Origin of the sequence: Pseudomonas sp. LP_7_YM (genome assembly GCF_004364435.1) — a bacterium.
GTDB lineage: Bacteria > Pseudomonadota > Gammaproteobacteria > Pseudomonadales > Pseudomonadaceae > Aquipseudomonas.
Genome location: NZ_SOCT01000004.1, coordinates 328,727 through 353,830 on the forward strand (window position 1 = coordinate 328,727; position 25,104 = coordinate 353,830).

The 25,104-nt window shown below is 59.4% G+C and carries 17 protein-coding genes; 13 read left to right on the top strand and 4 right to left on the bottom strand.

The window, feature by feature from the left end; all coding sequences use genetic code 11:
* Positions 1-63: 63 nt before the first annotated feature.
* The 4 genes from aceE to msrA all read left to right on the top strand — a co-directional run bounded on the left by aceE (position 64) and on the right by msrA (position 8,390).
* The gene (gene aceE / locus EC915_RS13190; RefSeq protein WP_133750973.1) at positions 64-2,709 is read left to right on the top strand and encodes a pyruvate dehydrogenase (acetyl-transferring), homodimeric type; all 2,646 of its coding nucleotides are present in this window, start codon (positions 64-66) and stop codon (positions 2,707-2,709) included.
* 150 nt (positions 2,710-2,859) lie between these two features.
* Positions 2,860-4,503, top strand: a complete 1,644-nt coding sequence (gene aceF, locus EC915_RS13195; RefSeq protein ID WP_133750974.1) for a dihydrolipoyllysine-residue acetyltransferase — start codon at positions 2,860-2,862, stop codon at positions 4,501-4,503.
* Positions 4,504-4,918: 415 nt separating this feature from the next.
* The gene (locus EC915_RS13200; protein WP_133750975.1) at positions 4,919-7,612 is read left to right on the top strand and encodes a bifunctional diguanylate cyclase/phosphodiesterase; all 2,694 of its coding nucleotides are present in this window, start codon (positions 4,919-4,921) and stop codon (positions 7,610-7,612) included.
* A 118-nt stretch (positions 7,613-7,730) separates the two neighbouring features.
* On the top strand, positions 7,731-8,390 hold the full coding sequence (gene msrA, locus EC915_RS13205; protein WP_133750976.1) for a peptide-methionine (S)-S-oxide reductase MsrA: 660 nt from the start codon (positions 7,731-7,733) through the stop codon (positions 8,388-8,390).
* 290 nt (positions 8,391-8,680) lie between these two features.
* On the opposite strand, the gene EC915_RS13210 is transcribed toward msrA, so the two are convergent.
* Positions 8,681-9,523 carry a 23S rRNA (adenine(2030)-N(6))-methyltransferase RlmJ gene (locus EC915_RS13210; RefSeq protein WP_133750977.1) on the bottom strand — a complete coding sequence of 281 codons (843 nt, stop codon included), beginning with the start codon at positions 9,521-9,523 and terminating at the stop codon, positions 8,681-8,683.
* A gap of 329 nt (positions 9,524-9,852) precedes the next feature.
* Here EC915_RS13210 and EC915_RS13215 point away from each other — a divergent pair, with 329 nt between their 5' ends.
* Positions 9,853-10,128, top strand: a complete 276-nt coding sequence (locus EC915_RS13215) for a hypothetical protein (RefSeq protein WP_133750978.1) — start codon at positions 9,853-9,855, stop codon at positions 10,126-10,128.
* A gap of 90 nt (positions 10,129-10,218) precedes the next feature.
* Here EC915_RS13215 and EC915_RS13220 read toward each other — a convergent pair whose 3' ends face one another.
* The 3 genes from EC915_RS13220 to EC915_RS13230 all read right to left on the bottom strand — a co-directional run bounded on the left by EC915_RS13220 (position 10,219) and on the right by EC915_RS13230 (position 14,176).
* Complete coding sequence (locus EC915_RS13220; protein WP_133750979.1) at positions 10,219-10,911, bottom strand: hypothetical protein; 693 nt, start codon at positions 10,909-10,911, stop codon at positions 10,219-10,221.
* Between the two features lie 108 nt (positions 10,912-11,019).
* Positions 11,020-12,123: a GlxA family transcriptional regulator gene (locus tag EC915_RS13225; protein WP_133750980.1), complete on the bottom strand. Its 1,104-nt coding sequence runs from the start codon at positions 12,121-12,123 to the stop codon at positions 11,020-11,022.
* Between the two features lie 676 nt (positions 12,124-12,799).
* Positions 12,800-14,176: an L-serine ammonia-lyase gene (locus EC915_RS13230; protein ID WP_133750981.1), complete on the bottom strand. Its 1,377-nt coding sequence runs from the start codon at positions 14,174-14,176 to the stop codon at positions 12,800-12,802.
* 475 nt (positions 14,177-14,651) lie between these two features.
* Between EC915_RS13230 and EC915_RS13235 the strand changes: the two genes are divergently transcribed.
* The 8 genes from EC915_RS13235 to EC915_RS13270 all read left to right on the top strand — a co-directional run bounded on the left by EC915_RS13235 (position 14,652) and on the right by EC915_RS13270 (position 25,005).
* Positions 14,652-15,599, top strand: coding sequence for a choline ABC transporter substrate-binding protein (locus EC915_RS13235; protein WP_133750982.1), 948 nt, complete (start codon positions 14,652-14,654; stop codon positions 15,597-15,599).
* 64 nt (positions 15,600-15,663) lie between these two features.
* Complete coding sequence (gene choW / locus EC915_RS13240) at positions 15,664-16,512, top strand: choline ABC transporter permease subunit (RefSeq protein ID WP_177413375.1); 849 nt, start codon at positions 15,664-15,666, stop codon at positions 16,510-16,512.
* Positions 16,509-17,690: a choline ABC transporter ATP-binding protein gene (choV, locus tag EC915_RS13245; RefSeq protein ID WP_133750984.1), complete on the top strand. Its 1,182-nt coding sequence runs from the start codon at positions 16,509-16,511 to the stop codon at positions 17,688-17,690. Before choW ends, choV begins: the two co-directional genes overlap by 4 nt.
* A 197-nt stretch (positions 17,691-17,887) precedes the next feature.
* Positions 17,888-18,481, top strand: a complete 594-nt coding sequence (gene betI, locus EC915_RS13250) for a transcriptional regulator BetI (protein ID WP_133750985.1) — start codon at positions 17,888-17,890, stop codon at positions 18,479-18,481.
* A 76-nt stretch (positions 18,482-18,557) separates the two neighbouring features.
* Positions 18,558-20,030 (top strand): betaine-aldehyde dehydrogenase, encoded by a 1,473-nt coding sequence (gene betB, locus EC915_RS13255; RefSeq protein WP_133750986.1) that lies wholly within the window; start codon positions 18,558-18,560, stop codon positions 20,028-20,030.
* A gap of 228 nt (positions 20,031-20,258) precedes the next feature.
* Positions 20,259-21,956 (top strand): choline dehydrogenase, encoded by a 1,698-nt coding sequence (betA, locus tag EC915_RS13260; protein ID WP_133750987.1) that lies wholly within the window; start codon positions 20,259-20,261, stop codon positions 21,954-21,956.
* 281 nt (positions 21,957-22,237) lie between these two features.
* Complete coding sequence (locus tag EC915_RS13265; protein ID WP_133750988.1) at positions 22,238-23,680, top strand: TldD/PmbA family protein; 1,443 nt, start codon at positions 22,238-22,240, stop codon at positions 23,678-23,680.
* On the top strand, positions 23,680-25,005 hold the full coding sequence (locus tag EC915_RS13270; RefSeq protein WP_133750989.1) for a TldD/PmbA family protein: 1,326 nt from the start codon (positions 23,680-23,682) through the stop codon (positions 25,003-25,005). The genes EC915_RS13265 and EC915_RS13270 overlap by 1 nt, the downstream gene beginning before the upstream one ends.
* Positions 25,006-25,104 lie beyond the last annotated feature (99 nt).

Sequence of the window (25,104 nt, forward strand, 5' to 3'; positions counted from 1 at the left end):
CAAGGCCAGTCGCAACAAACTCAGGCAACCGATTCTGGAAGCCTTTCCGCCCTGGAGCAAGCCATGCAAGACCTCGATCCCGTCGAAACCCAGGAATGGCTGGACGCCCTGGAATCGGTTCTCGACAAAGAAGGCGAAGACCGTGCTCATTACCTGATGACCCGTATGGGCGAGTTGGCCACACGCAGTGGCTCGCAGCTGCCGTACGCCATCACCACGCCGTACCGCAACACCATTCCTGTCACCCACGAAGCACGCATGCCTGGCGACCTGTTCATGGAACGCCGCATTCGCTCGTTGGTACGTTGGAACGCCTTGGCAATGGTCGTCAAAACCAACATCGGCGATCCGGATCTGGGCGGTCACATCTCCAGCTTCGCTTCCAGTGCCACCCTGTACGACATCGGTTTTAACTACTTTTTCCAGGCCCCGACCGACGAACACGGCGGCGATCTGATCTACTTCCAGGGTCATGCATCGCCAGGCGTCTACGCCCGTGCGTTCATGGAAGGCCGCATTACCGAAGACCAGATGAACAACTTCCGTCAGGAAGTCGATGGCAACGGTCTTTCGTCCTATCCACACCCGTGGCTGATGAAAGATTTCTGGCAGTTCCCGACCGTTTCGATGGGTCTGGGTCCGATCCAGGCCATCTATCAAGCGCGCTTCATGAAGTACCTGGAGCACCGCGGCTACATCCCTGAAGGCAAGCAGAAGGTTTGGTGCTTCCTGGGCGACGGCGAGACCGACGAGCCGGAATCCCTGGGCGCCATCGCTCTGGCCGGTCGCGAGAAGCTGGACAACCTGATCTTCGTCGTCAACTGCAACCTGCAACGTCTGGACGGCCCGGTTCGCGGCAACGCCAAGATCATCCAGGAACTGGAAGGCGTGTTCCGCGGTGCCCAGTGGAACGTGACCAAGGTCATCTGGGGCCGTTTCTGGGACCCGCTGCTGGCCAAGGATGTCGATGGCATCCTGCAACGTCGTATGGACGAAGTCATCGACGGTGAGTACCAGAACTACAAAGCCAAAGACGGTGCTTTCGTTCGCGAACACTTCTTCAACTCGCCAGAACTCAAGGCGATGGTTGCAGATATGTCCGACGATGAAATCTGGAAACTCAACCGTGGTGGTCACGACCCGTACAAGGTCTATGCCGCTTACCATCAAGCGGTTAACCACAAGGGTCAGCCGACCGTGGTTCTGGCCAAGACCATCAAGGGTTACGGCACCGGTGCCGGTGAAGCAAAAAACACCGCGCACAACACCAAGAAAGTCGACGTGGACAGCCTGCGTCACTTCCGCGACCGCTTCGACATTCCGGTCAAAGACGATCAGCTCGACTCCTTGCCATTCTTCAAACCGGAAGAAGGCAGCGCCGAAGCCCGTTACCTGAGCGAGCGTCGTGCTGCACTGGGCGGTTTCGTGCCGCAGCGTCGCGCTGAAAGCTTCAGCTTGCCGACCCCGCCATTGGAAACCCTCAAGGCGATCCTGGACGGCAGCGGCGACCGCGAAATTTCCACCACCATGGCCTTCGTGCGCATCCTGACGCAACTGGTCAAGGACAAGGAAGTGGGTCAGCGCATCGTGCCGATCATCCCGGACGAAGCCCGTACCTTCGGTATGGAGGGCATGTTCCGTCAACTGGGCATCTACTCATCCGTAGGCCAGCTGTACGAGCCGGTCGATAAAGAACAAGTGATGTTCTACCGCGAGGACAAGAAAGGTCAGATCCTCGAGGAAGGCATCAACGAAGCAGGCGCCATGTCCTCCTTCATTGCTGCGGGTACTTCGTACAGCAGCCACAACCAGCCGATGATTCCGTTCTACATTTTCTACTCGATGTTCGGCTTCCAGCGTATTGGCGACCTGGCCTGGGCTGCAGGCGATAGCCGCACCCGTGGCTTCCTGGTCGGCGGTACTGCCGGTCGCACCACCCTGAACGGCGAAGGGCTGCAGCACGAAGATGGTCACAGCCACATCCTGGCTTCGACCATCCCGAACTGCCGCACCTACGACCCGACCTACGGCTACGAGCTGGCGGTGATCATTCAGGACGGCATGAAGAAGATGTTCGAAGAACAACAGGACGTCTTCTATTACCTGACCGTGATGAACGAATCCTACACCCAGCCAGCCATGCCGGCCGGGGCCGAAGCGGGCATCGTCAAAGGCATGTACCTGCTGGAAGAAGACACCAAGGAAGGCGCGCACCACGTGCAGCTCCTGGGTTCGGGCACCATCCTGCGCGAAGTACGTGAAGCGGCGAAGATCCTGCGCGAGCAGTTCAACGTCGGCGCGGACGTCTGGAGCGTCACCAGCTTCAACGAACTGCGTCGCGACGGCCTGGCCGTAGAGCGCAGCAACCGTCTCAAGCCAGGCCAGAAGCCTCAACTGAGCTACGTTGAAGAATGCCTCAGTGGTCGCAAAGGTCCGGTTGTCGCTTCGACCGACTACATGAAACTGTTCGCTGACCAGATCCGTCAGTGGGTTCCGACCAAGGAATACAAAGTCCTGGGTACCGACGGTTTCGGCCGTTCCGACAGCCGCAAGAAGCTGCGTAACTTCTTTGAAGTTGATCGCCACTTCGTGGTGCTGGCCGCCCTGGAAGCCTTGGCCGATCGCGGCGATATCGAACCTAAAGTGGTGGCTGAAGCCATTACCAAGTTCGGCATCGACCCGAATAAACGCAACCCGCTGGACTGCTAAGGTCTGCGCTGAAGATCGTATAGAGCGCTGACAGATCGCGCGAAACAGCCTTCGATGCGGAATTTACTGCGGTAAATGAGCATCCCGGGCTGTTTCGTTGCTAATGCACCAGCGCAGTCGAGTGAACAGGTTCTCCTAAGGAGAGACATTGTGAGTGAGTTAATTCGCGTACCCGACATCGGCAACGGTGAAGGTGAAGTCATTGAGTTGATGGTCAAGGTCGGTGATCGCATCGAAGCGGACCAGAGCGTGCTGACGCTCGAATCGGACAAGGCGAGCATGGAAATCCCTGCGCCAAAAGCCGGTGTGATCAAGGCCATGAAAGTCAAGCTGGGCGACCGCTTGAAAGAAGGCGACGAGCTGTTCGAACTGGAAGTGGAAGGTGAAGGCGCTGCCGCTCCTGCTGCTGAACCCGCCGCTGCTGCTCCAGCGCCTGCTGCTGAAAAACCCGCTGAAGCCGCCGCGCCAGCGCCTGCCGCCGCCCCCGCTCCAGCCGCTGAGGCTGCTGTTCAGGACATTCACGTTCCTGACATCGGCTCCTCGGGCAAGGCCCGCATCATCGAGCTGATGGTCAAGGTCGGCGACAGCATCGAAGCCGATCAGTCGCTGATCACGCTGGAATCCGACAAAGCCTCGATGGAGATCCCGTCTCCAGCCGCCGGCGTGGTCGAAAGCATCAGCGTCAAGGTCGAAGATGAAGTCGGTACGGGCGACCTGATCCTCAAGCTGAAAGTCGCAGGCGCTGCTCCGGCTCCGGCTGCCGCCCCGGCACAAACTGCTGCCCCGACTGCGGCCAAGGCCGATGCGCCTGCTGCTGCGCCAGCGCCGAAAGCTGAAGCGGCGCCTGCTCCGACCGCTGCGCCTGCGCCTGGCGGCGCGAAAGTGCACGCAGGCCCGGCTGTGCGTCAGCTGGCTCGCGAGTTCGGTGTCGAGCTGAACGCGGTGTCCGCGACCGGCCCACATGGCCGCGTGCTGAAGGAAGACGTGCAGGCGTACGTCAAATCCATCATGACCCAATCCAAGGACGCGCCAGCTACTGGCGGCGCAACCGGTGGCTCGGGCATCCCTCCCATTCCGGAAGTCGATTTCAGCCGTTTTGGCGAAATCGAAGAAGTGCCGATGACTCGCCTGATGCAACTGGGCGCAAGCGGTCTGCATCGCAGCTGGTTGAACATTCCGCACGTCACGCAGTTCGACCAGGCCGACATCACCGACCTTGAAGCCTTCCGCGTCGCACAGAAAGCCGTCGCTGAAAAAGCCGGCGTCAAACTGACCGTGCTGCCCCTGCTGCTCAAGTCCATCGCATACCTGCTCAAGGAATTACCGGACTTCAATAGCTCGCTGGCGCCAAGCGGCAAAGCGGTCATTCGCAAGAAGTACTTCCACATCGGTTTCGCGGTGGATACTCCGGATGGCCTGCTGGTGCCTGTCATCAAGAACGTCGATCAGAAGAGCCTGCTGCAGCTGGCTGCCGAAGCTGCCGAGCTGGCCGAAAAGGCGCGCTCCAAGAAGCTGTCGGCCAACGACATGCAGGGCGCCTGCTTCACCATCTCCAGCCTGGGTCACATTGGCGGTACGGGCTTTACGCCAATCGTCAACGCGCCGGAAGTCGCGATCCTGGGCGTGTCCAAGGCCACCATGCAACCGGTGTGGGACGGCAAGGCCTTCCAGCCGCGCCTGATGCTGCCGCTGTCGCTGTCCTACGATCACCGCGTGATCAACGGTGCCGCGGCTGCTCGCTTCACCAAGCGTCTGGGCGAAGTGCTGACCGATATCCGTACGATTCTGCTGTAAGCCTGAAAGGCCCGCTCCGTATGGAGCGGGTCTGTACTGTTTTCGAGCTGCCACGCTCGTACCTCAACCCCGCTGATTGGCGGGGCTTTTTTTGCCTGTCCTTGACCGAAGTACGCCACGGCTTAGCGGTCCGCGATCAAGCGAATGAACCCACCCACTTCCCCGCTCGCCACAAGTCGCCAGCTACAGCTAAGCGTATGCCTGCCGATACCCTGACATGGGCCAGCATTTGCCGCCCGTGCGCATCAATACCGACCAACAACCTTCAGCCGATCGCCGTTTTGTCGACAGATTTATAGCACTAAGCCATCGTGCTCACTTGTCAGCCCGTGCGCCATGATGCAACCTTGCAACACGCGATTTCACAATGGGCTGATCGCCCGTGCGCGACTGTACCCTTAAAGCGAGTTTCTTCATGAAAAGCCAACCTGATGCTGCCGCCCGCTCGGCAGCCGAGGTCGTGACGCAATTGCCGGTGCCCTCGCGGCTCGGCATGCTGCGTTTCGAGCGGCTGAATGAGGCCAGTTGGGCGTTGCTTTATCTGGACCCCAACTGCGAGAAGCAATTTGACATGCCGGCCATGGAACTGTGCGCACTCATCGGCGCACCGTATGCCAGTCTGATGGAGCCTGAAGCTCGCTATCAGCTGCACGATGCGATCCAGACCCAGCTCGCCGGCAGCTCGCATTACGTGATCCGCTACACGCTGCACACCACCCGCGGCCCGCTGGGCGTGCTGGAGATCGGTGAAGGCTATCGCCAGCGCAACCGTGAGCTTCTGCGCGGGTATCTGATGGTGGTCGATCAAGTCTTCGATTCCAGCGAACTGGCGTTCAGCCCGGATCTGGAGGTTCAGAATTCACGTTTGCAAATCGCCCTGGAATTGAACCAGCGTGCTCAGCACGAACAGCTCAAGCATCTGGAGCGCGTCCGTGCGCAACAGAGTCTGATCCTGCGCCTGGCACGGCATCGCTACAGCTCCAGCAACTCGCTGCAGGAAGCAGCGCAGTTGATTACCAAGAGCGCGTGCGAGATTTACGACATTCCCCGCGCTGCGATCTGGAACCTCGTCGGCAAGACGCTTGAACCCATTGCCGAATACCGCCGCCAAACCGGTGAGTATCTCAGGGCCCAAGCGGTCGATATCAGTCGCTTTCCCCTTTATCTCGAAGCTTTGCACACCAGTCGCGCCATCGACGCCAGCGATATCGCGCAGGACCCGCGCACCCGGGAGCTGGCCGAGTGTCTGCTGCCACGTCACATCCATGCCATTCTCGACGCCAGCATACGCATCGATGGACAGGTGGTCGGCGTGCTGTGCCTTGACCACAATGAAACGGCTCGCGAGTGGCAGTCAGACGAGATCGCGTTCGCTGGCGAACTGGCCGACCAGTTTGCCCAAGTCATCAACAACCACAACCGCCGCACTGCCACCAACGCCTTGCACCTGTTCCAGCGTGCGGTCGAACAGAGTGCCAATGCATTTCTGCTGGTCAACTGCGACGGTGTGGTGGAGTACGTGAACCCCAGTTTTACAGAGATCACCCAGTACTCTGCCGATGAAGTCCACGGCCATCGTCTGTCGGAACTGCCGGCACTGGAAAACCTCGGTTCATTGCTGCTCGACGCCAACTCAAGTCTGACCAGCGGTAACAGTTGGCAAGGCGAATTCAAGAGCCGGCGCAAGAATCTGGAGCCCTACTGGGGTCAGCTCTCGATCTCCAAGGTGTATGGCGACAATCGCGAGCTTACCCATTACATCGGTATCTACGAAGACATCACCCAGGCCAAGCTCTCCCAGCAGCGGATCGAGCGCCTGGCGTACACCGATAACCTGACCAATCTGGGCAACCGTCCGGCGTTTATTCGCAACCTCGACGAGCATTTCGCCCGGGATGTCGAAACACCGATCAGCCTGCTGCTGGTGGACATCGACAACTTCAAACGCATCAACGACAGCCTGGGCCACCAGACCGGCGACAAGTTGCTGATCAGCCTCGCCCGGCGTCTGCGTAACAGCCTGAGCCCGACCGGGATCCTCGCCCGCTTTGCCAGTAACGAGTTCGCCGTTCTGCTGGACGATGCCGGCCCTGAAGAAGGCCAGCGCATCGCCAGCCAGCTGCTGGATACGCTGGACAAGCCGATGTTCGTCGACAACCAGTTGATCAGCGTGACCGGCTCGGTGGGGCTGGCCTGCGCACCGCTGCACGGGCGCGATCCACAGACCCTTATGAAGAACGCTGGACTTGCGCTGCACAAGGCCAAGGCCAACGGCAAGCATCAGGTCCAGGTGTTCACCGAAGCACTCAACGCCGAAGCCAGCTACAAGCTATTCGTCGAAAACAACCTGCGCCGCGCCTTGACGCAAAACGAACTGGAAGTGTTCTACCAGCCCAAACTCTGTCTGCGCTCGGGTCGGCTATTGGGAATGGAAGCGCTGCTGCGCTGGAATCATCCGGAAAAGGGCATGATCCGCCCGGACCAGTTCATCAGCGTGGCCGAGGAAACCGGCCTGATCATCCCGATCGGCAAGTGGGTGGCGCGTCAGTCGTGCCGCATGAGCAAGCAACTGACGGCCGCCGGCTACGGCAAGCTGCACGTCGCGATCAACGTTTCGCCCAAGCAGTTCTCCGATCCGGAACTCGTCAGTTCTCTGGCCAGCATCCTGCGTGAAGAACAACTCGATCCTTCGCTACTGGAACTGGAGCTGACGGAAGGCTTGCTGCTGGAGGCCACCGAAGACACGCGCCTGCAACTGGAGTCGCTGAAAACCCTGGGCCTGACACTGGCCATGGACGATTTCGGCACCGGTTATTCGTCGTTCAGCTACCTGAAGAAATTTCCCATCGATGTGATCAAGATCGACCGCAGCTTCATCCGCGACATACCGGATGATCAGGACGACATGGAAATCACCTCGGCGGTCATCGCCATGGCGCACAACCTCAAGCTGACCGTAGTCGCCGAGGGCATCGAAACCGCCGAGCAACTGGCCTTCCTTCGCCGGCACCGCTGCGATGTCGGCCAGGGTTATCTGTTCGACAAGCCGATCCCCGGCGAAGACCTGATCAACGCCTTGCGCCGCTACCCTCGCGGGCCGCGGGCCTGAGTCATCTCACCGGCTCTTTCCCCCTCTGGTCTTGTTCGGCAAACTGGTCGTTTTTCCTTTGAGTCAGAAAATTCTGACCCCACTTATGGCAGTCACCTGCCCAGAGAGGATTGACCTCATGGCCCTGCGCTCGGAAATTCTTGTGAACAAAAACGATATGCCAACCGCCCAGCAAGCGCTGCCGGGCCGTGAAACGCCGATGGCCTTGCCAGAGACACACTTCGTCAATGGCCGCCCGCTGCTGGGGCCGTTCTTTGAAGACGTCGAATTTGCCATTTTCGGTCTGGGCTGCTTTTGGGGCGCCGAACGTCGTTTCTGGCAGCGTGAAGGCGTCGTCACCACAGTCGTCGGCTACGCAGGCGGCTTTACGCCTAACCCGACGTACGAGGAAGTCTGCTCGGGGCTCACAGGCCACAGCGAAGTGGTGCTGGTGGTGTATGAACCGGAGAAAATCAGCTACGAGGCGTTGCTGGCGATGTTCTGGGAGCTGCACAACCCGACCCAGGGCATGCGCCAGGGCAACGACATCGGCACCCAGTACCGCTCGGTGATCTATGCGACCAAACCTGAGCAACTGGAAGCCGCCAAGGCCAGCGCTAAGGTGTTTCAGGATCAACTAACCAAAGCCGGGCTGGGCGAGATCACCACCGAGATCGACGAAGCCCCGACCATGTATTTCGCCGAGGCCTATCATCAGCAATATCTGGCGAAGAACCCGCAGGGTTACTGCGGGATTGGCGGAACAGGTGTATGCATGCCGCCGAGTCTGAATCCTTAAGGAAGATCGCGGCACGCCCGGGCGTTGAATGGACCGGGGCGTACCTGTGCCCGGAGGGGTGGGAGGCTTGCCAGCGATCTACCGCGCAGCGGTAATAAATCCGATAAGCCGAACCATCTGTCAGAACACAAGTGCCCTGATCGTTCCCACACACTGCGTGGGAATGCCGCTCTGCGTCGACTATCGTGGTGATGCGCAACGTCACGGTGTGCGTTACCACGCGAAGTGTAGGAACGATCATCGCCGGCAAGCGCGCTTCTACCTTTTAGGCGGCGTCTAGGTGGCGTCGATCACGCCTCAGCAATCAGCCAATCCATCCGCCAATCCCCTTGGGTCTGCCCCAGTTTATCGGCCAGCCAGGGCAGCAATTCTCGCAACTCCTCTTCCAGCCCCCACGGCGGATTGGCAATCGCCAAGCCTGAGCCGTTGAGGCTGTTCGGTGTGTCCAGCGGGTGCACCAGCAATTCGACACGCAGCAGCTTTGGCGCACCGGTTTCGGCCAGATCCTGATAAAAACGCTTGAGCGCACGCTGATCCTTGATCGGGTACCAGATCGCTGCAACCGTCTGCCGCATGCGGCCGATGGTCTCTTTCAGCGCAACCGAACAGCGCTTCATTTCGTCCAGCTGTTCGAAAGGCGGATCGATCAGCATCACAGCACGCTTCTCCTGCACCGGCAGCAAGGCACGCGGCACATGCCAGCCCTCGCCCAGATGCACGGCGACGCGGCGATCGTATTTCATGTTGTCCTTGAGCAGCGCGCCATCTTCAGGATGTTTCTCGTTGAGCAACACACGGTCCTGCTCACGGGTCACGCGGCGCGCCAGCTCAGGGGAGCCGGGGTAATAACGCAGCTCGCCGGTCTTGCGGTTCATGTGGCGAATCTCATCCATGTAACCGGCCGCCACTGCGGGAATATCATCTGCCTCCCAAAGACGGCCAATCCCTTCGATCCATTCACCAGTGCGCGTGGCCTGATCGCCCTGCAGGTCGTAAAGACCCAGGCCCGCATGGGTGTCGATATAGGCGAGCGGTTGTTCCTTGCGCGACATCAGCGCGATCAAGCGAGTCAGGACGATATGTTTCAAGACGTCGGCATGGTTGCCGGCGTGGAAGGCGTGACGGTAATTCATGGCAGCTCCTGGAAGGCTGCGCAGTTTAGCAAAACAGCCAGTTTTGCGCAGACCGCTCGTAGTCCGAACCCCGTCAGCCCAAACGACAGGCAAAAAAAGCCCCGGTTAAGCCGTTACAAAACCGGGGTTGAGGTAATTACTCGGACCAGAAGGTGACCAAACCTTGGTTCGAGCAATGTTAAGTGAGGCCATTATGCCGAATTAACCAAACGGTACATAGTCAAAACCGACACACTGATGTGCAGGGCAGACATTGCCGACGACAGGTATTGCCCAGCGCAGGCAGCGCTACCAGAATCGGCTCAATCTCAATAAAAGGAGCGAGCGTAATGATGCATGCCGACCTGATCGACCAGGATGATCTATTGGGACAACTCCGGTCCCTGGGCTTTGAAATGCCATCGGGCGCCACCGCCGAGCAAGCCTGCGCCCAAGCGGTGTGCGGCCTTAACGAAGACCGCGCCCGGGCGTTGCGTCAGTTGGTGGAGAAGATGCTCAGCGCCAGCGCGACCATCCTGCCGGCGGTGCGTCAGGCGATCGATCAGCAGTTGTTGCCGGCGTTGGCGCATTATCAGCATGCCTGTGGAAAGCATGACGTCGCTTGATCCAGCGTATAACGCTGGCGGTGCTGGAGTTCATTCATATCCCGTCAATTGGCCACGGCGTCAACTTTCCGAGCGCAGAGTCCCGCGAGATCAGGCTCTTAACAATGAGCGAAGCACGGTACCACCTTGCGCTGAATATGCCTCCCCGTCATTTAACCGGAACGCATAGGCCGTGGGCAGGTCAGGGATGTTGGTTGATGTCCAATACTTGGAATCTGACCATCCCAAGAATGCAGTTATGTTGTCGGTATAAGGCCTGTAGGAGATATAGAGCAGCTGCATTTCCTGCAAGCTTAATGACGCAGCCACCCATGGGCGGTCTGACTCCGATTGTCCCCATGAAACGGGGGCACCCAAGGCTACCTGCTGAATACCGGAAAAACTGATCGTGTAACGAGCGACATTGTTTACCGAGTCACGCACCTCAATGACCGCCGACCCATTGCCTGCAGCACGCACCACTCCGGATTCGCCCACCTTCGCAACCTCCAGATTGGAGGACGAATAAGTGTAAGGTGGGACACCTCCCGTAGCAATGCGCTGGTATCGCGCTTTAGGGGGGCCGGGTTCTGGCGGCTTACCTCTAACAATACAGTAATAAGAAATCGCCATCAGATGGTTAGCACCGATACTCAAAGGCGCCACCGCATTTATATCCCAAGCCTTGGAAATGACCTGGCCATTGGGCGTCTTCGCAGTAAAGTTGTGATGGCCTGGAGACAATGTGTTGATCGATAGACTCCAGGAACCATCAGGTCTGATCTGGGCGACATCTACTCGCACGTCCTGATCAAAAATTTCTACAACCGCGCTGCTCAGTTCTGACTTGTATTAGCTCCGGACATGATTCCACCTTCAAGAATAGGTGAATGGTTCAAGCCTAGGCCGTGCCTACAGTCTCACACTGGCAAACGTCGACTCGTTGCGCGCCTGGCTCAGGGCCGACAGCGGGCCGGAGAGCGGCGCCAGGATCAGCGCCTGTGGAATCGGCATCAGCGCAACCTGCTGCGCGGTGTTGGAGCCTACGCGCTCATCGCGCGGCGGGATGCCAAAGTATTCGCGGTAGCACTTGGAAAAGTGCGGGGTGGAGACGAAGCCACAGACCGACGCCACTTCGATGATCGACATCGGGGTTTGCTTGAGCAACTGCCGGGCGCGAATCAGGCGCAGCTTCAGGTAGTAGCGTGACGGCGAGCAATGCAGGTACTTCTGGAACAGCCTTTCGAGCTGACGCCGGGAGACTGCGACATAGACTGCCAACTCGTCGAGGTCGATCGGCTCTTCGAGGTTAGCCTCCATCAGCGCGACGATTTCCTGCAGCTTCGGCTGATTGGTGCCAAGCATATGCTTGAGCGGCACGCGCTGATGGTCCTGCTCGTTACGAATACGCTCGTAGACGAACATTTCCGAGATCGCGGCGGACAGTTCACGCCCGTGATCGCGGCTGATCAGGTGCAGCATCATGTCCAGCGGCGCGGTGCCGCCGGAGCTGGTGAAGCGGTTACGGTCAAGGGTGAACAGCCGGGTACTCATCGCCACTCGCGGGAACGCTTCCTGCATCGCTGCCAGGCACTCCCAATGCACGCTGCAGTCGAAACCGTCCAGCAGACCGGCGCACGCCAAGGCCCAACTGCCGGTGCAAACCGCGCCGAGACGCTTGGACTGCCGCGCCTGGCTTTGCAGCCAGCTCACATGCTCGCGTGTCACGGTACGCTGAATACCGACGCCACCGCAGACGATCACCGTGTCCAGCACCGGTGCTTTGTGCACCGACGAGTCGGGGGTTATTTGCAGTCCATCGCTGGCCCAGACCTGGCCACCATCGGCGGTAAGCGTGGTCCAGCGATACAGTTCGCGACCGGAAAGCTGGTTGGCCATGCGCAGTGGCTCAACCGCCGATGCGAGGGAGATCAGTGTGAAATTGTCCAACAGCAGAAAGCCGATGGATTGAGGCGTACGGTTCTGGGGTTGAGCCCCGGAGTTGAACGAAGTCATCACGGTATCTCCTCACACGAAAAGCAGTTTGATGGCCCCACCAAGAGGCTCTTGTTGTCTGGCCCTCGTCTACGGAGAGCATTGTGTATTGCAACGCAAATGCCATGCCTAAAGTTGAATGGGCATTCAATAAACCCCGATTGCGACGTCGCGATGCGTCTATTGGGCTGCGACATGGGCGTTCAGTTAGCGATCTGCTGGTCCTGGAGACGCGGAACGGCGGGCGGGATGAGCAATTCGGTAGCACTTGTGTGACGCGCCGAAATATCGCGAATAAGGAGAGTGTCACTCCATGCACAGGTGACCGGAGAAAGACCGGTAGCGCTCCTACGGTATGGCTTTGCGCCATGCGATACCGATCACGCGCCAAAAGGCAGCGACAGGTCTGGGATGTGAGCGAAAAACGAGCAGAGCCACTTCAGTCGATCCATACCTGCGAGCGTAACTAACCTCTTCGTGAGCAAGCTCACTCCCACAGGCGCCTCGCAAGCCAACAATATTGCGTATACGCGAAGCACTGTGAGTTGGCTTGCGAAGGCATCGGCACAAAAAGCAGCCGTTCACTAACAAGCACCCACAGGAGACTCACAATCCAGCAGATGTCGTGTACACGCAGACCACTGTGGGAGCGAGCTTGCTCACGAAGACGCCAGACAGGCAACGCCAACCTAACGACTCAACACTCCACCGCACTCACCGCCAACCCACCGCGCGAGGTTTCCTTATATTTGTCGTGCATGTCGGCGCCGGTGTCGCGCATGGTGCGGATGACGCGGTCCAGCGAGATAAAGTGCTGGCCGTCACCGCGCAGCGCCATCTGTGCGGCGTTGATGGCTTTCACGGCGGCAATCGCATTGCGCTCGATGCAGGGTACTTGGACCAAACCGCCCACTGGGTCGCAGGTAAGACCCAGGTTGTGCTCCAGACCTATTTCCGCCGCGTTGCACAGCTGCTCAGGCGTAGCCCCTAAAATATCTGCCAGACCGGCGGCGGCCATTGCGCAAGCCGAACCGACCTCGCCTTGGCAACCCACCTCGGCGCCAGATATCGACGCGTTCTTTTTACACAGGATGCCGATCGACGCCGCGCCGAGGAAGTAATCCACGACATTGGCCTCACTGACTTCATCGCTGAACTTCACGAAGTAATGCAGCACCGCCGGGATAATGCCTGCAGCGCCGTTGGTGGGCGCCGTGACCATGCGCCCGCCTGCTGCGTTTTCTTCATTGACCGCCAGCGCGAACAGATTGACCCACTCCATCGCGCTCAGTGTCGAGCCGATGACATTGGGTTTGCCCAGCTCCTGAAGGCTGCGATGCAGACGTGCCGCACGCCGACGGACATTCAAGCCACCCGGCAGAATGCCTTCGTGCTGGAGGCCCTGCTCCACACATTCCTGCATTGCCCGCCACAAACGCATCAGGCCCGCACGAATCGCCTCTTCGCTGCGCCAGACCTTTTCGTTTTCCAGCATCAATTCCGAGACTCGCAAGTGGTGCATTTCGCACAGCTTTAGCAGTTCTTCGGCACTGGAAAAGTCATAAGGCAACACCGTGCTGTCGGCATCCAGCACGCCACTCGCCGCTTGCGCCTCATCGACCACAAAACCGCCGCCCACCGAATAATAGGTGTCGCGATGGAGTTCGCCGTTCGCATCGAAGGCAATCAGGGTCATGGCATTGGGATGGAACGGCAGGTTCTCGTCGATCAACAGCATGTCGCGCTGCCAAACAAAAGAAAGCGGATGATCGCCATTGAGTTTCAGGGTGTCGGTCTCGCGCAGTTCGGCGATGCGCCGACCGATCAAGGTCGGGTCGATTGCGTCCGGCCACTCGCCCATCAATCCCATGATCACCGCGTTGTCGCTGCCGTGTCCGACGCCGGTCGCCGACAGCGAACCATAGAGGCGCACTTCGATGCGTTTCACCTGCGCCAGCTGGTCTCGTTCGCGCAGGCCCTGAACGAATAGCGCCGCGGCCCGCATCGGACCCACGGTGTGCGAACTGGAGGGGCCGATACCGATCTTGAACAGGTCGAACACGCTGATAGCCATTTGCCGCAAACCTCCGTAGAACAGGGCTTCCGGCGCGCCATGCGGCCGGCGACGAAGCTACTACGATTGCAGCGCAATCCGTCGAGATGGCGGCATCATCAGCCTTTTATACCGGGAGGCGGCGTCTGACACCGACTCACTCTTGTCCACCAGCGCCGCGTCTGAAACTAAGCGCTCAGAGGCGCTGCCCAGAGAAGAAAACCCACTGGTTTCGACACTTTTTTCCGCTCAGGCACTCGAAAAGCGGTCGCCGGGCGGGTAAAAAAGCTGTAAGCGACGTCACTGACACTGGATGCGACCCCCTCTGTACTGGTTACGACGCACCCTGTAGGCGTTTGTTTTTGCCTGTTACATGATCGTCGTCGACTCAATCGCCAGACGCAGTGATAGAGCTGTTTTCCCACTTGACTCGCCGACACCAAAAACGCGTCAGCCGCGGCTGATGACGAGAAGAAAACACCTAAGGAGTCCAACCATGAAAGGTTCACAAAAGCTGTTGCTGGGCGTTGCGCTGAGTCTGCCAATGCTGGCACAGGCCGCAGAGCCCGCAGCTTGCCAAACGGTCAATTTTTCCGATGTAGGCTGGACCGATATCACCGCGACCACCGCCGTCACCAGCGTCGTGCTGCAGTCACTGGGTTATAAAACCAAGACGACCATGATTTCCGTGCCCGTGACCTATAAGTCGCTGGCCGATGGCAAGAACATGGACGTGTTCCTCGGCAACTGGATGCCGACCATGGAAAACGACATCAAAGCCTATCGCGACGCCGGCACTGTCGAGACCGTGCGCGCCAACCTTGAAAACGCCAAATACACCCTCGCCGTGCCTCAAGAGCTGTACGACAAAGGCCTTCATGACTTCGCCGATATCGTCAAATTCAAGAAAGAGCTCGACGGCAAGATCTACGGCATCGAACCCGGCAACGACGGCAACCGCCTGATCCAGAGCATGATCGACAAGAACGCCTTCGGCCTGAAAGACGCAGGCTTTAAGGTCGTCGAATCCAGCGAAGCGGGCATGCTGTCCCAGGTCGATCGCGCAACCAGGCGCCACACCGATGTGGTGTTCCTGGGCTGGGAACCGCACCCGATGAACACTCGCTTCAAGATCCAGTACCTGACTGGCGGCGACGACTTTTTCGGTCCGAACTTCGGTCAGGCCACCGTTTATACCAACGCACGCAAGGGCTACACCAGCGAGTGCAGCAACGTGGGTCAGCTGTTGAAAAACCTGTCGTTCACCTTGCCGATGGAAAGCTCGCTGATGGGCAATATCCTCGACGACAAGATGAAGCCTGATGCCGCGGCCAAGGCATGGCTGAAGAAAAACCCGCAAGTACTCGACACCTGGCTGGCGGGTGTCAGCACCGTGGACGGTAAACCTGGCCTGGAAGCCGCAAAAGCCGAGCTGACGAAGTAACTCGACAGGCAGGCGGGCAAGCCCGCCTGTTGTCCTCTTTTCATCCCGCACGCGGACACCCGATATCATGCTGACTGATCATAAAATCCCTCTAGGCCAGTACATTGCAGGCTTTGTCGACTGGCTGACGCAACACGGCGCCAGCACGTTCGACGCCATTGCCTCGTCACTGGAAACCATGATCCACGGACTTACCTGGGGTCTGACCTGGTTCAATCCTTTTGTGCTGATCGGCCTGATTGCTCTGCTTGCTCACTACATCCAGCGTAAATGGGGGCTGACGGCATTCGTCGTGATCTCCTTTCTGCTGATCCTGAACCTGGGCTACTGGCAGGAAACCATGGAGACGCTGGCCCAAGTGCTGTTCGCCACTCTGGTCTGCGTGGTGATCGGCGTGCCGCTGGGGATCGTCGCCGCGCACAAACCGATGTTCTACACCTGCATGCGCCCGGTCCTGGACCTGATGCAGACCGTCCCGACTTTCGTTTACCTGATTCCAACCCTGACCCTCTTCGGTCTGGGCGTAGTACCGGGTCTGATTTCCACGGTGGTGTTTGCGATTGCCGCGCCTATTCGTCTGACCTATCTGGGCATCTGCGATGTCCCGCAAGAACTGCTCGACGCCGGCAAGGCCTTCGGTTGCTCCCGCCGTCAACTGCTGTCGCGGATTGAACTGCCCCACGCCATGCCCAGCATTGCGGCTGGTATCACCCAGTGCATCATGCTGTCGTTGTCGATGGTGGTGATCGCTGCCCTGGTGGGCGCCGACGGCCTGGGCAAACCCGTGGTCAACGCACTGAACACTGCTGATATCGCACTGGGCTTCGAAGCAGGCCTTGCGATCGTATTGCTGGCGATCATGCTCGACCGTATCTGCAAACAACCCGACGCTAAAGTGAGGGCTGACGCATGAGCATCATCAAATTCGATCAGGTCGACGTCGTCTTCTCCAAAGACCCGCGTGAGGCTCTCAAGCTGCTGGATCAGGGCCTGACGCGACCAGAAATCCTGAAAAAAACCGGCCAGATCGTCGGCGTCGAAAAAGCCAGCCTGGACGTCAACAAAGGCGAAATCTGTGTACTGATGGGGCTGTCCGGTTCGGGCAAGTCCAGCCTGCTGCGCTGCATCAACGGCTTGAACACCGTCAGCCGTGGCTCGCTGTTCGTCGAGCACGAAGGCAAACAGATCAACATCGCCAACTGCACCCCCGCCGAACTGAAAATGATGCGCACCAAGCGCATCGCCATGGTCTTCCAGAAATTCGCCCTGATGCCCTGGCTGACCGTTCGCGAGAACATCAGCTTCGGGCTGGAAATGCAGGGCCGCCCTGAGAAGGAGCGTCGCCAACTGGTCGACGAAAAACTCGAACTGGTCGGCCTGACCCAATGGCGCAACAAGAAGCCAGACGAACTCTCCGGCGGTATGCAGCAACGGGTGGGCCTGGCCCGCGCACTGGCGATGGACGCCGACATCCTGCTGATGGACGAACCCTTTTCCGCGCTCGACCCATTGATCCGTCAAGGTCTGCAGGATGAGTTGCTGGCGCTGCAGAAAAAACTCAGCAAGACCATTGTGTTCGTCAGTCACGACCTGGACGAAGCCCTCAAGCTCGGCACCCGTATCGCGATCATGAAAGACGGCCGGATCATCCAGCACAGCGTGCCGGAAGAGATCGTCCTCAACCCGGCGGACGAATACGTACGAACCTTCGTTGCGCACACCAACCCGCTGAACGTCCTGTGCGGCCGCAGCCTGATGCGCCCGATCAACGACTGCACACGCATCAACGGTTCGCAGGTGTGCCTGGATCCGGGCGATGATTCGTGGATCGATCTGGTTGACGGCAACACCATCAAAGGCGCCCGCCAGCACGGCGCGACACTGGATCTGCAAAGCTGGGAGCCGGGTCAGGCAGTAGAGAATCTGGGGCGCAAGCCAACCGTGGTGCACTCGGACATCGGCATGCGCGAAGCCTTGCAGATCCGTTATCACACCGGCAACAAACTGGTGTTGCAAGAGAACAATCAGTTGGTCGGCATTCTGGGTGACAGCGAGCTGTATCACGCTTTGCTCGGAAAAAACCACGGGTAAACAGCCGCCATAAGCTGCGAGTCCAAGCTGCAAGAGAAGGCGGTAGCGCCCCTTATCTTGCGGCTTGGAGCTCAAAGCTTATGGCTGTTTTTGCTCGTGCATCTTTTTTTGTTGATTGAACGTTCAATTAAAAAGCATTAGAGTGAAGGCCGTTTTCAGTCTTTCACCACACGCAGGCGAGCCAAGGAGACTCAAAGATGCCCAAGGTCGGTATGCAACCCATTCGGCGTCAACAACTGATTCAGGCCACGCTGTCGGCGGTCGATCAGGTCGGGATGGGCGATGCCAGCATTGCATTGATCGCCAAACTGGCAGGGGTCTCCAACGGCATCATCAGTCACTACTTTCAGGACAAGAACGGCCTGATCGCAGCGACCATGCGCCACCTGATGAATGCACTGATCATTAACGTTGCCGAACGACGTCAGGCGTTGACCGATGACAGCCCGAGGGCGCATCTGAAAGTGATCATCGAGGGCAACTTCGATGCCAGCCAGGTCAACGGACCGGCGATGAAAACCTGGCTGGCCTTCTGGGCCACCAGTATGCATTCGCCCACGCTGCACCGCCTGCAGCGGATCAACGATCACCGCCTGTACTCGAACTTGTGCTGCCAGTTTCGCCGCGTGCTGACGCTGGATCAGGCGCGCTCCGCCGCGCGGGGTCTGGCAGCGCTGATTGATGGCTTGTGGCTACGCGGCGCGCTCTCGGGCGATGACTTCGATACCGAACAGGCGCAACAGATCGCCTACGAATACATGGATTTCCAACTGGCAAAAGCGCCGCGCTGAAACAGCGGCCGCAAAAGGGTCGAGCAGCGCACGGCGCGCCCGATCAACGCCCATCACAGACAACTGCGAGGACACTATGGCCCGTTTCGAATTGCAAAAACTCTACATTGACGGCGGTTATGTCGACGCCAGCAGCGACGCGACCTTCGAAGCCATCAACCCGGCCAATGGCGAAGTACTCGCCAACATCCAGCGCGCCACCGAAGCAGACGTCGAACGTGCCGTGGTCAGCGCTGAAAAAGGTCAGAAAATCTGGGCAGCGATGACCGCCATGGAGCGTTCGCGCATCCTGCGTCGCGCCGTGGACATCTTGCGTGAACGCAACGATGAGCTGGCTGAACTGGAAACCCTGGACACCGGCAAGGCGATTTCCGAAACCAGGTACGTGGACATCGTCACTGGCGCCGACGTACTGGAGTATTACGCAGGCCTGGTGCCCGCCATCGAAGGCGAACAGATCCCGCTGCGCACCTCCTCGTTCGTCTACACCCGTCGTGAACCGCTGGGCGTGACCGTTGGCATCGGCGCCTGGAACTACCCGATCCAGATTGCCCTGTGGAAATCCGCGCCAGCGCTCGCAGCGGGTAACGCGATGATTTTCAAGCCAAGCGAAGTCACCTCGTTGACCACCCTGAAACTGGCCGAGATCTACACCGAAGCGGGCTTGCCTGATGGCGTGTTCAACGTGCTGACCGGCAGCGGTCGTGAAGTCGGCAGCTGGCTGACCGAGCACCCGCGCATCGAAAAAATCTCGTTCACCGGCGGTGTCGATACCGGCAAGAAAGTCATGGCCAGCGCCTCGAGCTCGTCGCTCAAGGAAGTGACCATGGAACTGGGCGGCAAGTCGCCGCTGATCATCTTCGATGACGCCGACCTGGATCGCGCCGCCGATATCGCCATGATGGCCAATTTTTACAGTTCCGGTCAGGTCTGCACCAACGGCACTCGGGTGTTCGTGCCGAGCGCCTTGAAGGCTGCGTTCGAGGCTAAGATCGTCGAGCGCGTCAAACGCATTCGTGTGGGTAACCCACAGATCGACGACACCAACTTCGGCCCGCTGGTCAGCTTCGCCCACATGGACAGCGTGCTGAGCTACATCGCCAAGGGCAAGGAAGAAGGTGCCCGCCTGTTGATCGGCGGCGAGCGTCTGACCGAAGGTGAATTCGCCAAAGGCGCATTTGTGGCCGCGACCGTTTTCACCGACTGCCGCGACGACATGACCATCGTCAAGGAAGAAATCTTTGGCCCGGTCATGAGCATACTCAGCTATGAAACCGAGGAAGAAGTGATCCGCCGTGCCAACGACACCGAAATGGGTCTGGCAGCGGGTGTCGTGACTCGCGACCTGAACCGCGCTCACCGCGTGATTCATCAGCTGGACGCCGGTATCTGCTGGATCAACGCCTGGGGCGAATCCGACGCGAAGATGCCGGTGGGTGGTTACAAGCAATCGGGCGTCGGTCGCGAGAACGGCATCAGCTCGTTGGCGCAGTACACGCGCATCAAGTCCGTCCAGGTTGAGCTGGGTGACTACGCTTCGGTGTTTTGACCCACTGCCTTGGTAAACACCGGCTGACGCCATCGTTGGAATGCCGCCCGGAATGAATCCGCTCCCACAGAGGGGAGGCGATCCCACAGGGAGAACACGTCCCCTGTGGGAGCGAATTCATTAGCCAGAGGCCAGTTCGGCTAGCGCACCAGCATGGGGTGCCCGGGGGTCGAACGGCCAACGTTCCCCCTCACTTCCCCCGCCAAAAACTTCTGAACGGAGGATGTCATGTCCCAAGAATTTGATTACATCATCATCGGCGCCGGTTCGGCCGGTAATACCCTGGCGACCCGTCTTACCGAAGACGCAGGCGTCACTGTTCTGCTGCTCGAAGCTGGCGGCCCGGACTACCGCGCCGACTTCCGCACCCAGATGCCAGCCGCGCTGGCGTTCCCGCTCCAGGGTCGCCGCTACAACTGGGCATACGAAACCGAGCCAGAGCCTCACATGAACAACCGCCGCATGGAATGCGGTCGCGGCAAGGGCTTGGGCGGTTCGTCGCTGATCAACGGCATGTGCTACATCCGCGGCAATGCGATGGACTATGACGGCTGGGCAAAACTGCCAGGCCTTGAGAACTGGGCCTACCTCGACTGCCTTCCGTACTTCCGCAAAGCCGAAACACGCGATATCGGTCCCAACGACTATCACGGCGGCGAAGGCCCGGTCAGCGTGACCACGCCGAAGGCGGGCAACAATCCGCTGTTCCACGCGATGGTTGAAGCCGGGGTACAGGCGGGCTATCCCCGCACCGACGACCTCAACGGTTATCAGCAGGAGGGCTTCGGCCCGATGGACCGCACTGTGACGCCCAATGGCCGTCGCGCCAGCACCGCACGCGGCTATCTGGATGAGGCCAAGAAGCGCTCGACCCTGACCATTGTCACTCACGCGCTGACTGACCGGATTGTGTTCGAGAACAAGCGGGCCGTTGGTGTCGCCTATATGGTCGGTGACAGCGACACCCGCATCGAAGCCCGCGCGCGCAAGGAAGTTCTATTGTGCAGCGGCGCGATCGCGTCGCCTCAGGTCCTGCAACGTTCCGGCGTCGGCCCTGCCGAACTGCTGAAAAAGCTCGATATCCCCGTGGTCCACGATCTGCCCGGTGTCGGTGAGAACCTTCAGGATCACCTGGAGATGTACCTGCAATACGCTTGCAAAGAGCCAGTCTCGCTCTACCCTTCCCTACTCTGGTGGAACCAGCCGGCCATTGGCGCCGAGTGGATGTTCCTCGGCAAAGGCATTGGCGCAAGCAATCAGTTCGAAGCCGGTGGTTTCATCCGTTCACGCGAAGAGTTCGAGTGGCCGAACATTCAGTACCACTTCCTACCGGTGGCAATTAATTACAACGGCAGCAAGGGCGTGAAAGAACATGGTTTCCAGGCCCACGTGGGGTCGATGCGCTCGCCGAGCCGAGGCCGCGTGCAGCTCAAATCCAAGAACCCGCGCGAGTACCCGAGCATCCTCTTCAACTACATGGCCACCGAGCAGGACTGGCAGGAATTCCGCGACGGCATCCGCCTGACTCGCGAAATCATGCAGCAACCCGCGCTGGACAAGTACCGTGGTCGCGAGATCAGCCCCGGCATCGAAGTGCAGAGCGACGAGCAACTGGATAAATTCGTGCGCGAGCATGCCGAGACCGCGTATCACCCTTCCTGCTCGTGCAAGATGGGCAATGACGAAATGGCGGTGGTCGACGGAGAGGGTCGTGTGCATGGCCTGCAAAGCCTGCGTGTGGTCGATGCGTCGATCATGCCGATCATCACCACCGGCAACCTCAACGCACCGACGATCATGATCGCCGAGAAAATCGCCGACAAGATCCGCGGCCGCGCCCCACTGCCGCGCAGCACGGCTCAATATTTCGTGGCTGGTGATGCACCGGTGCGTGGCAAACCGATGCGGGAAGTGAGTTCCACATAACCGCTGTGTAAGCCCCGAAGGTCAGGTCAGGTCAGGCGATGCATCTTCATCGCCTGAAACCTCCTGTTCGTCACGTCGTAACACCTGCGCAAGCTCCCACAGGGTTTGTGCTCGCTGATCAATCAGCGTCAGCACCCGGCCACTGTGAGAGCAACCGCAGGTTAGGACGGTCGCGCAGGGGCCAGGTCAGGCGATGCATTTCTTTGCCAGTCCCCCGCAGTAGAGCTCCCCGCGCTATGATCTGGACCGTTGCCCGTCCGATTGCCAAGGAGACATCCTGCATGTTCGACTTCTCCGCTCAACTCAAGCAGCGGTTCGCAGCCCTGCAGAGCAGTGCCCAGTTCTTCTCCCTGCGCTACGTCAAACAGACCAGCCAGCACCTCTCGGTGCGCAAGAACGTTCCCGAACCACCGCAATTGAGCACCGACGAAGGCGCCATGCTGACCGTTCGCGTCAACGGCGTGGAAGCCTATGCCGCGACCAACGATATTTCGCAACGCGGCCTGCAAGCGGCGCTGGAACGTGCCCAAGCCCAGGCGCGCCAGCTCGCTCCACATTCACTGCTCGACCTGCTCGACCACGCCGTCGCCACCAGTCGCGCGGATTATCTTTCGCCGAATCTGGGCATTCCCTTTCCTTCCCTCAGCGAATGCTACGCCTTGCTGGGTAGCGAATCGGCCTCCGTGCCCAAGGATGACCGCCTGGTCAACTGGCAAGTCAGCCTGGGCCTGGAGAATGTCGAGCAGATTTACCTCAACAACGCCGGTGCCGAGATTCGCCAAGCCCAGCGCTTTGTCTTTCCCGGCCTGAGCGTCACCGCTTACGACGGTCAAGGCAGCCAGACCCGCAGCCTGGGCCGCGAAAACTTCGGCCAGCAAGGCAGCGCAGAAGTCATCGCTGCCTGCGGCATCATTGGCGCCGCCGCCAAGGTCGCCGACCAGGCGCTGCAATTGATCATGGCGCCCAACACACCCACCGGCCCACGCGATCTGTTGCTGACCCCCGATCAGATGACGCTGCAGATCCACGAGTCCATCGGACATCCACTGGAACTGGACCGCATCCTCGGTGACGAGCGCAACTACGCGGGTACCAGCTTCGTCAAAACCAGCGACTTCGGCAGCCTGCAATATGGCTCGAAGCTGCTCAACGTAACTTTCGACCCGCAGATCCCTGAGCAACTGGCGAGCTACGGCTACGACGACGATGGCACGCAGGCCAGCAAACAGTTTCTGATCAGGGAAGGTGTGTTGGAGCGGCCTTTGGGCGGCGCGCTCTCGCAGTACCGTAGCGGCATGGAAGGCGTTGCCAATAGCCGCGCCAGCAGCTGGAACCGCGCGCCGATCGACCGCATGGCCAACCTCAATATCGAGCCGGGCGACAAGACCCTGCCGCAACTGATCGGCGGCATCGAGCGCGGCATTCTGATGAGCACCAACCGCTCATGGTCGATCGACGATGCACGCAACAAATTCCAGTTCGGTTGCGAGTGGGGTCAGTTGATCGAAAACGGCGAGCTCAAGGGCGTGGTCAAGAACCCGAACTACCGGGCCATCTCGGCTCAGTTCTGGCGCAACCTCAGCGCGGTGGGCGACCTCAGCACGTTCAAGGTGCTGGGCACGCCGAACTGCGGCAAGGGCGAACCCAATCAGGTGATACGCGTAGGTCATGCTTCGCCCTCATGCGTATTTGCCAATGTCGACGTTTTCGGAGGTGACGCCTGATGTCCCATCAAACCCAGTTCAAAGCGTTGGTCGAGTCACTGCAAAGTGCGATCACCGGACAGGAACGCTTCACCCTCAGTTACAACGCCGAGGCGTCGGACTTCATTCGCTTCAACCACGCCAAGGTCCGTCAGGCCGGTCACGTTCAGCAGGCCAGTCTGCACTTCAAACTGATCGAGGACGGCCGCCACGCTAACCTCAACCTGACGCTGTCGGGCGATGAAACCGTGGACCGGCAGCGTCTGGACGATGCCCTGCATCAGCTGCGCGAGACCCTTGAACTGGTGCCGGCCGATCCCTATCTGCTGCTCAACGATGAGGCCTGGCAGAGCAGCAACGTTCAGGATGTGCCGCTGCCCGACAGCGCGCATGTGGTCGATCGCATCGCGCAGTTGAGTGAAGGCCTGGATCTGGTGGGGATTTACGCCGCTGGCCCGATCTATCGCGGGTTCGCCAGTTCCCACGGCGCGCTGGGCTGGCATCAGGCGAACAGTTTCAACTTCGACTGGAGTCTGTTCCACGAAAACGGTCAGGCCGTGAAGGCCAGCTATGCCGGTCACGCGTGGAGCGATGAGGCATTCTCCAAACGTTTCGCCCTGGCTCGGGAACAGCTGGTGTTCCTCGGTCATCCAGCACACCCCCTCGCGCCCGGCCAATATCGCGCCTACCTGGCACCCGCGGCGCTGGAAGAAGTGGTGGGCATTATGTGCTGGGGTGGTTTCTCGGCGCAGTCCCTGGCGGACAAGACCAGCCCGTTGCAGCGGCTATACGATGGTCAAGCCGGGCTCAATCGGCTGGTGAGCCTTGATGAACAAGTCACCGGTTCACTGTCTCCGGCATTTTCAGACGAGGGTTACCCACGCTCGGATCTGTCCTTGGTAACGGCCGGCGCTGCCAAGGATCGACTGATCGGCTCGCGCAGCGCTGCCGAATATGGCCTGACGGCCAACGGCGCCGGCTGGGGCGAATCGCCGACTGCGCTGAGCATGAAAAATGGTTCACTGCCACTGGAAGAAGTGCTCAAGGAACTGGGCACCGGGCTGTACATCAGCAACCTGTGGTACCTGAACTTCTCCGACCGCGCAGCAGGACGTATTACCGGGATGACCCGGTTTGCAACGTTCTGGGTCGAGAACGGCCAGATCAAGGCGCCGGTCAGCACCATGCGTTTCGATGACAGCATTTTCAGCCTGCTGGGCGACTCGCTGGAACAATTGACCAGAGAAAGGGAACTCATCCTGTCGGCAAGTACCTACAGTCAACGTCAGACAGCGTCGAATCAGCTGCCGGGAGCATTGCTGAGCAAGTTGACGCTTACTCTCTGAAGCGAAGCCGCCTCCTTTGCAGTCGCGCGGCTCAGGCGCGCTCCTGCACAGATATCAGACAAGGCAACAAGACGGCACACGCGCTCAACGACCGAACGA

Coding starts and splice junctions, on each gene's coding strand:
- aceE (WP_133750973.1), top strand. CDS start 64: ATGCAAGACCTCGATCCCGTCGAAACCCAGGAATGGCTGGACGCCCTG.
- EC915_RS13200 (WP_133750975.1), top strand. CDS start 4,919: ATGAAAAGCCAACCTGATGCTGCCGCCCGCTCGGCAGCCGAGGTCGTG.
- msrA (WP_133750976.1), top strand. CDS start 7,731: ATGGCCCTGCGCTCGGAAATTCTTGTGAACAAAAACGATATGCCAACC.
- EC915_RS13210 (WP_133750977.1), bottom strand. CDS start 9,523: ATGAATTACCGTCACGCCTTCCACGCCGGCAACCATGCCGACGTCTTG.
- EC915_RS13215 (WP_133750978.1), top strand. CDS start 9,853: ATGATGCATGCCGACCTGATCGACCAGGATGATCTATTGGGACAACTC.
- EC915_RS13225 (WP_133750980.1), bottom strand. CDS start 12,123: ATGACTTCGTTCAACTCCGGGGCTCAACCCCAGAACCGTACGCCTCAA.
- EC915_RS13230 (WP_133750981.1), bottom strand. CDS start 14,176: ATGGCTATCAGCGTGTTCGACCTGTTCAAGATCGGTATCGGCCCCTCC.
- EC915_RS13235 (WP_133750982.1), top strand. CDS start 14,652: ATGAAAGGTTCACAAAAGCTGTTGCTGGGCGTTGCGCTGAGTCTGCCA.
- choV (WP_133750984.1), top strand. CDS start 16,509: ATGAGCATCATCAAATTCGATCAGGTCGACGTCGTCTTCTCCAAAGAC.
- betI (WP_133750985.1), top strand. CDS start 17,888: ATGCCCAAGGTCGGTATGCAACCCATTCGGCGTCAACAACTGATTCAG.
- betB (WP_133750986.1), top strand. CDS start 18,558: ATGGCCCGTTTCGAATTGCAAAAACTCTACATTGACGGCGGTTATGTC.
- betA (WP_133750987.1), top strand. CDS start 20,259: ATGTCCCAAGAATTTGATTACATCATCATCGGCGCCGGTTCGGCCGGT.
- EC915_RS13265 (WP_133750988.1), top strand. CDS start 22,238: ATGTTCGACTTCTCCGCTCAACTCAAGCAGCGGTTCGCAGCCCTGCAG.
- EC915_RS13270 (WP_133750989.1), top strand. CDS start 23,680: ATGTCCCATCAAACCCAGTTCAAAGCGTTGGTCGAGTCACTGCAAAGT.